General features: G+C 42.2%; 11 protein-coding genes. 10 read left to right on the top strand and 1 reads right to left on the bottom strand.

All coding sequences use genetic code 11. The features are described 5' to 3' along the window. Positions 1–43: 43 nt before the first annotated feature. The 5 genes from essC (at position 44) to MHI46_RS15165 (ending at position 9566) form a co-directional block, all read left to right on the top strand. Positions 44–4519: a type VII secretion protein EssC gene (gene essC / locus MHI46_RS15185; protein WP_342502910.1), complete on the top strand. Its 4476-nt coding sequence runs from the start codon at positions 44–46 to the stop codon at positions 4517–4519. Then, a complete protein-coding gene (gene esaA, locus MHI46_RS15180; RefSeq protein WP_342502909.1) occupies positions 4516–7416 on the top strand; it encodes a type VII secretion protein EsaA in 2901 nt (966 codons plus the stop codon). Before essC ends, esaA begins: the two co-directional genes overlap by 4 nt. Continuing rightward, the gene (gene essA / locus MHI46_RS15175) at positions 7406–7891 is read left to right on the top strand and encodes a type VII secretion protein EssA (protein WP_039181152.1); all 486 of its coding nucleotides are present in this window, start codon (positions 7406–7408) and stop codon (positions 7889–7891) included. Before esaA ends, essA begins: the two co-directional genes overlap by 11 nt. Positions 7892–7990: 99 nt before the next feature. Continuing rightward, positions 7991–8734 carry a (S)-benzoin forming benzil reductase gene (locus tag MHI46_RS15170; protein ID WP_342503261.1) on the top strand — a complete coding sequence of 248 codons (744 nt, stop codon included), beginning with the start codon at positions 7991–7993 and terminating at the stop codon, positions 8732–8734. A 298-nt stretch (positions 8735–9032) separates the two neighbouring features. Then, positions 9033–9566 (top strand): HD domain-containing protein, encoded by a 534-nt coding sequence (locus MHI46_RS15165; protein WP_024423336.1) that lies wholly within the window; start codon positions 9033–9035, stop codon positions 9564–9566. Here MHI46_RS15165 and MHI46_RS15160 read toward each other — a convergent pair. Continuing rightward, positions 9563–11050, bottom strand: coding sequence for an alpha/beta hydrolase (locus tag MHI46_RS15160; protein WP_235354773.1), 1488 nt, complete (start codon positions 11048–11050; stop codon positions 9563–9565). The two genes, MHI46_RS15165 and MHI46_RS15160, sit on opposite strands and share 4 nt — an antisense overlap. Before the next feature lie 176 nt (positions 11051–11226). Between MHI46_RS15160 and MHI46_RS15155 the strand changes: the two genes are divergently transcribed. The 5 genes from MHI46_RS15155 (at position 11227) to MHI46_RS15135 (ending at position 13702) form a co-directional block, all read left to right on the top strand. Continuing rightward, positions 11227–11463 carry a YuzF family protein gene (locus MHI46_RS15155; RefSeq protein ID WP_034282580.1) on the top strand — a complete coding sequence of 79 codons (237 nt, stop codon included), beginning with the start codon at positions 11227–11229 and terminating at the stop codon, positions 11461–11463. Positions 11464–11646: 183 nt separating this feature from the next. Beyond that, entirely contained in the window at positions 11647–12750 is a 1104-nt protein-coding gene (locus MHI46_RS15150; protein WP_039181146.1) for an AI-2E family transporter, read from the top strand. Positions 12751–12816: 66 nt separating this feature from the next. Further along, on the top strand, positions 12817–13038 hold the full coding sequence (locus tag MHI46_RS15145; protein ID WP_003213446.1) for a spore germination protein: 222 nt from the start codon (positions 12817–12819) through the stop codon (positions 13036–13038). A gap of 98 nt (positions 13039–13136) precedes the next feature. Next, the gene (locus tag MHI46_RS15140) at positions 13137–13358 is read left to right on the top strand and encodes a spore germination protein (protein WP_047203373.1); all 222 of its coding nucleotides are present in this window, start codon (positions 13137–13139) and stop codon (positions 13356–13358) included. Between the two features lie 95 nt (positions 13359–13453). After that, positions 13454–13702, top strand: coding sequence for a YueH family protein (locus MHI46_RS15135; RefSeq protein ID WP_024423330.1), 249 nt, complete (start codon positions 13454–13456; stop codon positions 13700–13702). Positions 13703–13727 lie beyond the last annotated feature (25 nt).

The following is a 13727-nucleotide window of genomic DNA, read 5'->3' as shown; positions in this document are numbered from 1 at the left end:
ATACAACTGACAGTTGGTGCTGTCCGATGAGGAGGTGGAGCGTTTGAGTCTTCTTTGGGTTTTTTATGAGGAGGATTATCAAACCGTCCGTTTAGATGAGCAGTTCAATCGAGAAGCTCTGATTGGACCTGAAATAGAGCATACGGTGACAATCCCTTCACTTTCATTTGATGAAGGGACAATTCGTTTATCCCCTGATGAACCGAATGATGGTTTTACTATTTATCAGGGGAATGAAAAGAAAGGTAAATTACTTCCACATGAACCATATCAGCTTGGTTCACTCACATTTATTTTAATGGATGCACATCATGATCAGCATATTTATTACCTAGGAAATAGAGTTGAGCTGTCTTTTTCACGTGAAGAGAAAGATGAGATTGATGTGTGGAAAGAACAAGCTCATTCCATGTTTCAAGATGCCAGCCAGTTCACTTTAGAGAAAATCGAAGGAACATGGTATGTCATGCCTCAGGACGAGACGATTTACGTGAACGGAAAAAAAATCCACGGTCCAGAGAAGGTTTATGCCGGAGATGAGCTGTTCTGGAACTTTCTGACGGTGACATTTATAGATGATGATTTATTACAGGTGACAGCTTACGAACCTTTTCAAACGCGCTTGGAAAAAACAAGACCTCCAAGCACAGAAACAAAACAAAAATACCCTTCATACAGACGTACACCGCGTTTGATTTATGATTTACCAGATGACCGGGTATCCTTTAGCTTTCCTTCGCAGGAGAGTGAAAATAACAGCAGAGGGCTTTGGCTTGTTGTCCTTCCGCCGCTTGTCATGCTCCTTGTGATGGGGATTGTCGCCCTTATCCAGCCGCGCGGAATCTTTATTGTCGTGTCGATGGCGATGTTTATCATGACGTTAATTACATCGTCAGTTCAATACTTTAAAGAAAAATCACAGCGCAAAAGACGAGAAGAGAAGCGGCAGCGAGTCTATTCTCTTTATTTAGAAAATAAGCGGAAAGAGTTGCAGGAGCTATATGACCGCCAGCAATATATTTTGACGTATCATTATCCGTCATTTGAACAAATGAAGTATTTAACATCAGAAATCAGCGGCCGCATTTGGGAAAAGACGCTTGTAAGTGACGACTTCTTGCATCTGCGTCTTGGAACGGGCGCAGTCCCATCAAGCTATGAATTATCGATGAGCGGCGGCGATATGGCCAACCGGGATGTTGATGACTTAATGGAACAAACGCAGCACATGCAAAAAGTATATCGTGAAGTGAAGAATGTCCCGATTACATTCGGCCTTGCGGATGGTCCAACAGGATTAATTGGGAAGCCTGCGATTGTGAAAAATGAGCTTCATCAGCTTGTCGGACAGCTTGCTTTCTCGCACAGCTATCACGATTTGAGATTTGTCTTTATCTTTCATGAGCAGGAGTATGAGAACTGGGAATGGATGAAATGGCTTCCGCACTTCCAGCTGCCTCATACATATGGCAAAGGGTTTATTTACAACGAACAAACACGTGATCAGCTGTTGTCCTCGATTTATGAAATTTTACGTGAGCGTGATTTAGAAGAAGAAAAAGAGAAGAAAATCTTTACGCCTCATTTTGTGTTCATCGTGACAAATCATGAGCTCATTGCCGAGCATGTGATTTTAGAATACTTAGAAGGCAGCCGAACAGATCTTGGTATTTCCATCATCTTTGCAGCAGAAACAAAGGAAAGCTTAGCTGAAAATATTTCGACGCTTGTCCGTTATATTAACGAAGAAGAAGGAGATATTCTCATTCAGCACAAGAAGGCAGTACGAATTCCGTTTCAGCTTGATACACATCAGCGCGGGGACAATGAACTGTTTGCCAGAACCCTGAGAACATTAGATCATCAAGTCGGTATGACTAATTCGATTCCTGAGACGGTCTCATTCCTTGATCTTTTCCATGCCAAACAGGTAGATGACATTGGCATTCGTGAAAAATGGCTGACTTCAGAAACGGCCAAATCATTATCAGTGCCGATCGGTTATAAAGGGAAAAACGACATTGTCGATCTGAACTTGCATGAAAAAGCACATGGCCCGCACGGACTGTTGGCGGGAACTACGGGGTCAGGGAAAAGTGAATTTTTACAGACGTATATTTTATCGCTCGCTGTACATTTTCATCCGCACGAAGTTGCTTTCCTGTTGATTGACTACAAAGGAGGCGGAATGGCGCAGCCGTTCCGAAATATTCCTCATTTACTTGGAACGATCACCAATATTGAAGGCAGCAAGAACTTTAGTGAAAGAGCGCTTGCCTCAATTAAAAGTGAATTGAAGAAAAGACAGCGGCTGTTTGATCAGTATCATGTGAATCACATCAATGATTATACGAAGCTCTACAAGGAGAAAAAGGCTGAGCAGGCAATGCCTCACTTGTTCTTAATCTCTGATGAGTTTGCTGAATTAAAAAGTGAAGAGCCAGACTTTATTAGGGAGCTTGTCAGTGCTGCACGTATCGGCCGAAGCCTCGGGGTCCATCTGATCTTAGCTACCCAAAAGCCAGGCGGGGTCATTGATGACCAGATTTGGAGTAACTCTCGCTTTAAGGTCGCACTCAAAGTGCAAGATGCGTCAGACAGTAAGGAAATTTTGAAAAATAGTGATGCAGCGTCTATTACCGTTACAGGCCGCGGTTATTTACAAGTGGGCAACAATGAAATTTATGAATTGTTCCAATCGGCTTGGAGCGGTGCACCATATATGGAAGATGGCTACGGCTCAGAAGATGACATTGCCATTGTGACTGATACTGGTCTTATTCCGTTATCAGGAGTAAGCACAGAGCCAGCAGTGAAAAAAGAGACAGTGACGGAGATTTCTGCTGTTGTGGATGAAATTGAACGTATGCAGCAAGAGCTTGGAATTGAGAAGCTGCCAAGTCCATGGCTTCCACCGCTTGAAGAGCGGATTCCAAAAACACGTTATGCGTCGAGTGAAGAGCATGTCTTCCATTTTGCGCTTGTCGATGAACCAGATCAGCAAAGCCAGCATCCACTTTCTTATCAAATGATGGAAGATGGGAACATTGGCATCTTTGGTTCCTCCGGCTACGGCAAATCACTTGCTGCTACAACACTATTGATGAGCTTTGCGGAGAGGTATTCACCTGAAGAATGGCACGCATATATTTATGATTTCGGAAACGGAACATTGCTTCCGTTAGCCAAACTGCCGCATACGGCGGATTATTTCTTAATGGATCAGATGAGAAAGATTCAAAAATCAATGAAGCGTCTGCGGGAAGAGGTTGAATATCGCAAGCGGTTATTCAGACAGCAAGAAATGAGTCATATCAAAATGTACAATGCCTTAAATGAGAAAAAGCTTCCGTTCATTTTTATCGTGATTGATAACTTTGACATTGTCAAAGACGAAATGCATGATCTCGAATCTGAATTTATTCAACTGAGCCGTGACGGACAATCACTAGGTATTTATTTCTTGATTACAGCTACTCGGGTAAATGCAGTGCGTCAATCGTTGATGAACAATTTGAAAACTAAGATTGTCCATTACTTAATGGATCAAGGAGAGGCGTACTCAATTATTGGCAGACCGAAATTCAGTTTAGAGCCGATCCCAGGACGAGTGATTATCAACAAAGAAGAGCTTTATTTTGCGCAAATGTTTCTGCCAGTGGAAGGAGAGAACGATCTCGAATTGTTTGAGCATCTGAAACAAGAGATACAGCTTCTTCATGACCGCTTTGAAGCAGCCGAAAAACCAAAGCCTGTGCCAATGCTTCCTGATAAGCTGACAGTTTGGGAGCTTGAGAGTCGTTTAGATGAACAAAAACCGCCTTATGATATTCCAGTCGGATTAGATGAGGAATCTGTGGCACCTGTTTATTTTGACTTGAAAAAGAATAAACATTGCCTCATCATCGGTCAAACGCAGCGAGGGAAAACAAATGTGACAAAACTAATGCTTGATCAGCTTTTAGTGGCAAAGCCTGAAAAACTAGCAGTCTTTGATTCGATTGATCGAGGTCTATCCCATTATGCAAAAGAAGAGAACATTGATTACCTTGAAACAAAGGATGATATCACGGAATGGGCAGAAGAAATGGACCGCTTATTCAAGGTGCGGGAAGAGATGTATGTCGAAGCTGTACGCCGAGGGGAGACCGATCAGCTGTCATTTCCTCAAATTGTGCTTGTGATTGATGGCATTACGCGTTTTCAGCAGACGATCGATCCGCGTCTTCAAGATCAATTGGCTGATTTCATGAAGTCATATGCGCACTTAGGCTTCAGCCTGATTGCATCAGGGAATCATACCGAGTTCAGTAAGGGTTATGATGCACTCACAAACGAAATCAAACAAGTTCGTCATGCCATGTTACTCATGAAAAAATCAGAGCAAAACATCATACCGCTTCCGTATGCAAGACAAGAACCAGACATTCAGCCAGGCTTCGGCTATTTGGTTGAAAACGGGAAAGAGAAGAAAATCCAGGTTCCTTTATGTGCGGTAGAAAGGAAGAGTGTTCAATGACAGAGCAGCAAAAAAGCTCCATCAAAATCATATCCACCATGATATTAATTCTTGTGCTGCCGGTTTTATTTTTCCACCTGATTGGAGATGATCCGGCAAAGCAGAAGAAGAATGCCACACGAAATATTGCGGTGGTCAATGAGGATATGGGGGCGAGTGAAAGTGAAAACACGGCTCGTTTCGGACAGGATGTTGTGGCAGCATTGTCAGAGCGTCCTGATTATACATGGACTGTAGTGAATCGCAGTGCGGCGGAAAATGGACTGAAAAACAGAAAGTATGACGCTGTCCTCTATATTCCGTCGGACTTCTCTAAAAATGTGCTGAGCTATGATAAAGACCATCCGGAAAAGGCGTCCATTCAATTTTCGATTCAAGATCAGCTCAATGCTGTCAATAAAGAGAAAGTGCAAAGAGAGCTGGAAAATGCACAAAAGAAAATGAATGAACAGATGTCGACGTTATACTGGAGTTTTGTATCTCAGGAAATTGGCAATGTGAGAGAAGAGTTTGAGCATATTGTCGGCAAAGAAGTCGAATTCCAAAACACGATGTACAACTTCTATAAACCGAACTCGAACAAACTATCAGATGCCGTACAGCAGCAGAAGAAACAAATAGAAGAATTAAAGAATGCAATGGCCGATTCACAGAAACAATATAAAGACGGCTTGAGTACAACAGAAGAAGCAAAGAACCAGTTAAAGGACTTTGTGAAAGTAGTCGATCAATACCAGCAGTATCAAGACAAACAAAAGGATCTCTTGATCAAAGCGCAATCAACAAACCAAAAGCAAATCCAGCAAGGGCTTAAGCAGCTCGCTGACATTCAAAACCAAAATGCCCGCAGCTTTAGTGATCAAATGGGCGGACTCAAAACAGACATCAACGGGGTACAAAGTCAGCTGAAAACAACTGACAGCGCTATCCAATCTGTTCAAAAGTCGAGAGAAGAGGCTATTCCTAAGCAATCAACGGGATTAACGGAACTTGTTCAGGAGTCTCAAAAGGAACTGATTAAAAAATATGAAAAGCTCTATTTGGAAGATTATCGAAATAAGATATCAGTCTTGCAGACAAAGCTAAAGGCAAAAAGGCAAGAGTTAATGGATGAGCCTGAATCGCCAGTTGACTCTGATGATGACGGGCCATCAGATCGAGATAACGAAAACCCAGAAGAGATTGGGATTAACTTAGATGAAGAAACAAATGAGCTCTCGCAAATTTCAACAGAAATGAACGATCTTGCAGATCAATTAGCAGATCAGGAGACGCCGCCTGCTATTGAAGGTGATAAAGGTGGGGAAATCGGTGAAAATCCTGCTCAGCCAGATACTAGCAGCAAGAATTCATCGCAGGATGACCTAAAAGCACTCTCAACTCGTCTAGATGAAGTGAAAAAGAAGATTCAAGAAAAAGCGAACGCTCATAATGACGAATTGAAAGATAAAGTGAGTCAAATAAATGAAGAGCTTAAAGACCTTTCTGATAAAATAGATAAACTTGAAAAGAAGTTCCTATTGTTACAAGATCGATATAATGTCATTCCGAATGAAATCAAAAATCAGGAATCCTCTATTTTAAGCAAAGTGAAAGAACTGAAGCTCAAAAACTCACCAATTGGTGCTGCCTTTGATGATGATAACCTTTTTGAGAAAAAGTTTGATACAAAATCAACAGACACTAAAAAATTAATGGAGTATTCCAATCAACTATCCCAGATAGAGCTGATGATTGATAATGTATATCAACTATCTAATAACTCTTCTCTACTAGACGGAAAAGAAGAGAAAATCCAATCCATCCTCTCCATCAAAAAAGAAGAAACAGAAAACTGGGATAAGCTCAAAAACCAGATGTTGACATCAAACGATGATGTGTCTACTTTTATTGATGAGATGCAGAAGTTTTCAGATGGTTATGCTGAGTACATCACGACTCAGCAGGCAAACATGGAACAGGAATTACAGACAATTTCTGAAAGTGCGGACAATGTAGCTGAGCAAATGGCTGATCAAGGAGATGCGGTATATACAGCAGACCTTGCAGGCAGTTCAATTGTTGTCAGTGCACAGGATTCAATTGGTCAGGAAGTGCTTCGTCTTTCTGAAAATATGAGTTCGTTAACCGACCGCCAAAAAGGGGTGGCGGATTATACGAATAACATTGAAGAGAGTGTCACAACAGTACAAGAAAAAGCAGATACGCTGAATGAAAACTGGAGCAAGAATGTCGACTCTACAAAACTTGTTCAGCAAGATTTAAAAGGTATTTTAGGAAATACATTAAGTGATCAAGGCAACAGCAACTATGTGTATAACCATTTAGCCAATCCGCTGAAAATCAGCGGCGATGTGCCGGAAGAAAAAACGCAGACTGTACCGCCGGTCGTCATTTTGGTCATTGTGATGATCAGCAGTTTGTTAATTGGCTTTTTCAGCTCGTATTATGCGTCAGCTCCGATGCTGGTCAAAGGTGCACTGTTTGGCATCTTAAATCTATTAGTCGGACTCATGATCAGCTTGTTTGGACTGAACATTTACAAGCTTGCAGATGATCAAGCCATTCAATGGTCGATCTTCACCATTTTGTTATTAGTGGCGTGCTCTGCCTTTATTCGCACGGCCTTCCTTTTCGGTTCCATTGCCGGATGGATGGCAGCAACGGCGCTTATTTTCTTCTTTGTCGCACCATTAATTGATTTGGTGATGCCGAATTTCCACTTTACCAATCCAGTGACAGACGTGTACCTGTCGATCCAATATGGAAATGGAGACACCTTTGGAATGGGCGTCACAGGGTTAGTGATTTTAACTGTCCTTTTCATGGTCGTACCGCTTGTGAAAAAGCTATGGAAAGATAAAACAGAGGAACGTGATGTGACTCATGAAGCTTAATCTATTCGTGAAAGGGGCGGCACTCGCTGCCGTTTCCCTTTTTCTCCTCATCCCTGCCGCTTTTGCTGCTGGTGAAGATACGGATACGAATGTCAAGCCGAATGAATATCAGGAAAAGGAGCTCAATATTAACTCGAGTATATTGAGGGATCAAACGAAATATGAACAAAGTAAAACAACGTCAAAGGTCAAAACAGACATTCATTTTGCTGAACCGCCTAAAGCCCCGGGTGGATCTCTTTCTCCGCAGCTTTTCAGTGATCTAAAAGAGAACCCACCCAAAACACCAGCTCACATGATGAAAGAGATGAATATCTCTTTTAGTGATTCGGCTGTATCAGCACCTTCTGAGGATGAACATGAGAAGCAGACATCAGCACTGCTCCCGATTATCTTTGGTTTCTTGATAGCCCTTGGTCTCGTCGTGATGATTATCCTGATTCCAAAGGTGAATGCGAAGGCTGAAAAGAAATAGTCTGTCTCTTTTAAAAGAGGCAGGCTTTTCTTTATGCAGATTGCTTGATGTCCCACCGTTTCACTACGTAAAATAGTGATATCAAGGGAGGAGATTGTCATTCGAATTTCAATCGTTACAGGCGGATCAAAAGGTTTTGGCCTAGCACTTGTGAACAGGCTGCTTTCACGCGGGGATCATGTGTACACAGCAGCAAGAAGTGCATCGCCGATATCCCATCCAAAGCTCACACATACTCAGGTCGATCTGACGGATGAAGAAGCAGCGGCCAAATGGCTTCAACATAGTCTCATGCCGCAAACTCTGGCAGATGCTGATGACATCTTATTCGTCAATAACGCAGGAATGGTTACACCTATCAAACGCGTTGGACAAGGCGGACAGGATACGCTTCATCAGCATTACAAGTTGAATCTTGTCATTCCTGTTTTGCTGAGCCATGTGTTTGCCAAACAGACTCAATCTTTTATCGGGAAGAAAACGATCGTTCATCTCTCTTCTGGAGCGGCGAAAAACCCATACAAAGGCTGGAGTGCGTATTGCAGTTCAAAAGCAGGACTCGATATGTTTATGAGGACTTTTCATGAGGAACAGCAGGACGAGGCGCATCCGATCAACACGTTTTCCTTTTCACCCGGCACGATCGATACAGATATGCAGGGGGAAATTCGGAAGTCATCAAAACAAGACTTTGAACAAATAGACCGTTTTCAGCAATTATATGAAACAGGCACACTGAAGAGTCCAGATGAAGTCGCAGGGATTTTGCTCGATCTTTTAGGAGATGATCCAGCTGGCGGATGTGTCTACGATGCACGTGAGTATGTGAAAAAACAGTCATAACGACTGCTGCAGCGTAAAGACAAACCCTCGCATTCGGTGTCAGGCCTGCGTGCTGGTGCTCACGAATGTCAAATTCGCTCCGCGCCAGTACTCGGCCTTCCTAGACTTCAAGGGTTTTCATATCACGCTGAAAAGAAGAAAAAAGCAGTCATAACGACTGCTTTTTTCGTATTGTACAAGCAAAAACAGCTCATTTGACATAAGCTATTTTTGAGACTCATAGAAAATATAACAGAACATTTGAGTTTCTTTTCAGAATATGTTAGGATGCTAAAAATATAGATAAGGAGGGGTTTCCATGAGAAAGGTTACATTAATGGATGTTTACACCCATCCAGTCGCTCAAAAATATTTAAATCGTTCAGGTAAAGCCCATGCGATTGCTTGTGCTTATCACGCATTCAAACTGGCGGTGCAGGCTGGGATTAATCCAGATCTCGCTGTGAAAGCAGCCCTCTTGCATGACATCGGCCACTATGAATGGTATACAGCTGGCGGAGAATGGGATTACGAGACATATAGACGGAATGATATTCATGCCATTAAAGGTGCAGAGCGTGCTCACAAACTGCTCATACGCCTCGGTGAGGAACCAAAGGCAGCCAAAGATATTGCGCTTGCAATTCTGCTTCATACGGATTCATATTTGCCAGAGGGCGACCTTCATAAGGACACACTCCAGCAAATCGTTAAGAAAGCAGATGAAATGGATGAAGAGCCTGGCGGGCATCACCATTACAGACAAATAGACGAATCACTTGCAATGAAAAAAATCACGGAATTGGATCAGAAAGTGCAACAGGCACTTCAGCCCATGAAACGCTCTGTTTAGTATGGAATGTCACCATGAATATTTCCATGCTGATCGACATACAATGTGCGAATAACGGTACGGTTAAATGCTGATGTACCTGATGCAGTGAGTCCAGTGTAATGAACCGTGACAGAATAAGCACCTTCTTTTTTCAATTGAACAGCTGATGAAGCAGTTGTTTTGAGAGGATGATCTTTTTGGGCATCCTTAAAGTAAAAGGTTTCTACTTTCTTGCTTAATCGTTTAATCAGACCGCTTGAATGGGTTGATGCATCATCCCCTGATTTCGCTGCTTCTGCTTTGATTTCTTCATTTAATGGTGAATCAAAGGATACGAGCAGCAAATAAGGAGTCATTTTTTCTGAATTTGATCGAATTGTCCATTTTCCAGGAACGGGTTTATTGATTTGCACATGGTGCGAAAATGCGCCTTCATATGGGAAAGATGCTTCCGATGTCTTCAGATTTGTTAAGACGTCTCCATTTGGGGCGATGATTTCCGGCCGCGCCTCCTGCCTTTCATTTAACCACTGAATCGATAAGCCATTCGTTCCTTCCTCTACATAGAACGCTTCTGTTTTATCCTTTTCACTTTCTCCGCCTTTCACATAAACATCTGTATTCAGCTCAGTAGAGTTCGGGCTCTCTATATTTTCACTTCCAGTGCTTGCGGCATTTGCCAGCAGCTGATGCTGGAACACAGGGAACATGCTTGTGCCGTTTTTAATGGAGTTGTGATCCCATTTCCCTGTTAAAATATTGTTTGCATATGATAGTCTTGTGCTGCTTACCGTGACGGCGCCATCGTTTGCACCAAAGCTCTTTAAATACATGCCGCCTAAGTACAGCACCCCGCCAAATGTGCCCCATTCCGATCCCGAATAAGTGATGTATTTTTGAGGAAACTTCTCCAGCTTGTCGGTTTCACTTCGAAAAGCCGCCATGAGCCCCGTTTGCAAAGAATAGAGCGCATCGCTTTTTTGTCCAAGAATTTCCGCGAGCCAGCTTCCGCCCTTGCTATACGCTAAATCTGCAAGCGGCGTCCCGTAATGAGGGGAGCCAAGTGTGATGACCTTCTCTACATATGGATGGGCATTGTGATACACGAGTGCGGACTGTGTATCCACCCCGCCTTTACTATGACCAATCACAATGAGTTTTCGACCGAACACATCATAGATTTCTTTTAGCTTTTCTGCTAATAGTTTGCCATTCTTTTTCGTATCCTGATCTGGATACAAATCTATGAATGCGCTTTCGTATCCGTTCAGAACAGCTTGCTTTGCCATGTCGTTTCGGTCGAACCATGTGGAGGAGGAGCTGTTAATGCCGTGAACAAAAACAAGTGGCGGTTTTGACTCGTCTTTTTGAACTGGCGCTTCTCCTTTAAACCACTTCCCCGGTGTCCCAGGTTCATCTCCAATTGATCCTGCATACGCATAACTTGCAAAGGAAAAAAAGAGCATGACAGCAGCGAGACAGATGAGTTTTTTCAAGATCATTCACCTCTTCAAATGATTTAAGTTGTTGGCAGCACCAATCTATTATACTTCCGAAAAATGTAAAATAACATAAAATGTTAAAATATGGTATTTATGTTGTGGGTTTGCCCTGAGTGACATTCACATGGGTCATTGCATACGCTGTGGGTAAATACACAAGTAAAGGGGCAGGTAGGATGGCACAACAAGGAAGTCCACAGCTTGTTTCATTAGTTGATCCATATGTTTATCAAACATTGCAGAAAGTAATCGGTATGAGATTAATTGTTCAAACAGTGAAAGATACGGTGCGTGGAAAATTGAAAGAAGTCATGCCGGATCATATTGTCATTGAGGCGGGGACAAAATCAGTTTTTTATGTGCGGATCCAGCAAATTGTATCGGTGATGCCTGATCACAGTGAAAGAGTGTAACAAGCAGACGCAAAGGTGTCTGCTTTTTTCATGCTTACAGAATGTATATCTGGAAAAAGTGCATGATATACCAATTGTTCTTTTTTTTACAAAAAATAAGGTTCTAAAACAAGAAGCAGTTGACAGAAGGTGGGTTGAATAGTAGTTTTTTAATAAGATCAATACGTAACAGGAGGAGCATCTTTGTTAAAATCTAAAGTTCATTTCTGGACATTCCAAATATTACTTGTTTTACTCATCGTTTATGTATCAACAAAGGTTTCGTTTTTATTTCAGCCGATTATTTTATTTGCTTCAACCTTGTTTGTTCCCATCTTGCTGGCTGGAATTCTCTTTTTCATCTTTAATCCAATTGTTCGATTTTTGTCCAAGAAAATTCCTAGGACACTGGCTATCCTGATCATTTATCTTTTGTTCATCGGACTCATCACGTTCATTGTGAATGCTGCGGGACCGATTATTGTCACGCAGGTAGGTGGACTTGTCAAAAGCTTCCCTGGTTATGTGACGGATATGCAGAAATTTATGAACGACTTCTCGCATTCTAAAACGTTTACTTGGATGATGAACCAAGATTATGTCTCCGTCTCGAAGTTTGAACAGACAATTGTTTCGACATTAAAAGATTTGCCGGAAAATATTGCTTCAAGTATGTCTGCTGTATTTGGCGTGATTGCCAATATTGCTTTAGCTGTGATCACAGTTCCGTTCATTTTGTTTTATATGTTGAAAGACGGACATAAGTTTCCGGACAAGCTCGTTCAATTTTTGCCAATGCCTTACCGTAAAGAAGGATTGAAAATCTTTAAAGAATTAAACGATACGCTTGCGGCTTACATACAAGGGCAGATTGTTGTCTGTTTATTTGTTGGAGTGGCTTGTTTTATCGGGTACTTATTAATTGGTGTGAAATATGCGCTCATTCTCGGTATTATCATTGCGGTCACGAATGTGATTCCTTACCTTGGGCCATATCTTGGCGCGGCACCAGCTGTGCTTATTGCGTTTCTTGATTCGCCTGGAAAAGCTGTGGTGACAGTGATTGTGATTCTTGTCGTTCAGCAAGTTGATGGAAATGTCATTTCTCCATTGATTATTGGGAAACGCCTCAACACACATCCTTTGACCATTATCCTGCTATTAATTGGGGCAGGAAGCTTTGGCGGAATTCTTGGTATGATCTTTGCGGTCCCTGTCTATGCACTGCTTAAAGCCATCACCTTGAATATTGTCAGATTGGTTCAACTGCGTCAGCGATCTCGCAAAGAACAGCATTTAAACGTCTAGGGCAGATGCACAACTTTTCCCTTTTTGCATAAGATGATTGAGATAAGCAGATAGGGGGAGATTCTGATGCCTGCAATCGTTGGACCTATTCATATCGAGTCGTTAGGAGGAAACGGTGCAGCTACTTTCGGTGATGTCCTGGCCATTGCCCCTTTGGCTGTAGACCACTCTACTGGCGGTGCGGGAGCCTTTAATTCAGGCGATTATATGTCACTTACAAGTGATCCGAATGCGACGATGCTTTGGGACTTTACATTGTTTGGCCAGCCTCAATCATTTAACGCATAGAAAGACAGCTGATGATCACAGATCAGCTGTCTTTTTTATTTTTCATACACGTATTTTTGAGCTGGGCATATGATGTCGGGAGAAAAGGTGGTGGAAAGATGCCAGCGATTGTTGGACCTATTCATATTGACCGTGTGATTGGAAATGGTTCTGCACATTTCGGTGATGTTTTTGCCATTTCGCCAAAAAGTGTCGATCACTCCGCCGGTGGTTCAGGTACCTATAATGCAGGGGACTTTGTCCAATTTTTTAACAGTCCAAACGTTACGTTTGTGTGGGATATAGACCTGATCAGCCAGCAAAAAAGCTTTAATGCGTAGCCAGCTTTGAAAGGGAATTCCTTTTCAGAAGCTGTCTTTTTTTATGGTACAATGGATATGGATGTAAGAAAAAAAAGAGGTGTGAACAGAGTCAAATGAAAATTAGAAAAGCACACATCACAAGCGGACAACCAAAGACCTACAATGTATATTTACATGAAAATAAAAAAGAATATAAAACGCTTGTAGCCGTACCTGACATTGAATGGAGTATTTCCATTGCGTATGAGGACGAAAAAGAGCAGCTCATCCATACGCTTGAACAATCTTTAATGGAAAGAGTAGAAACAGACGAAGCCCGTGACCTCGCACTCAAGATTGTGCACTGGGTCACAGAAATGTAAATTTAGAAACCAGGAGTGAAAACAG

Source organism: Bacillus sp. FSL K6-1000 (genome assembly GCF_038630785.1).
Classification (GTDB): Bacteria; Bacillota; Bacilli; order Bacillales; family Bacillaceae; genus Bacillus; species Bacillus safensis.
This window is presented reverse-complemented; position numbering and strand designations above follow the sequence as displayed.

Bases quoted from the DNA above. Each gene is read 5' to 3' on its own strand.
- esaA (WP_342502909.1), top strand. From the start codon at position 4,516: ATGACAGAGCAGCAAAAAAGCTCCATCAAAATCATATCCACCATGATA.
- essA (WP_039181152.1), top strand. From the start codon at position 7,406: ATGAAGCTTAATCTATTCGTGAAAGGGGCGGCACTCGCTGCCGTTTCC.
- MHI46_RS15165 (WP_024423336.1), top strand. From the start codon at position 9,033: ATGAGAAAGGTTACATTAATGGATGTTTACACCCATCCAGTCGCTCAA.
- MHI46_RS15160 (WP_235354773.1), bottom strand. From the start codon at position 11,050: ATGATCTTGAAAAAACTCATCTGTCTCGCTGCTGTCATGCTCTTTTTT.
- MHI46_RS15155 (WP_034282580.1), top strand. From the start codon at position 11,227: ATGGCACAACAAGGAAGTCCACAGCTTGTTTCATTAGTTGATCCATAT.
- MHI46_RS15145 (WP_003213446.1), top strand. From the start codon at position 12,817: ATGCCTGCAATCGTTGGACCTATTCATATCGAGTCGTTAGGAGGAAAC.
- MHI46_RS15140 (WP_047203373.1), top strand. From the start codon at position 13,137: ATGCCAGCGATTGTTGGACCTATTCATATTGACCGTGTGATTGGAAAT.
- MHI46_RS15135 (WP_024423330.1), top strand. From the start codon at position 13,454: ATGAAAATTAGAAAAGCACACATCACAAGCGGACAACCAAAGACCTAC.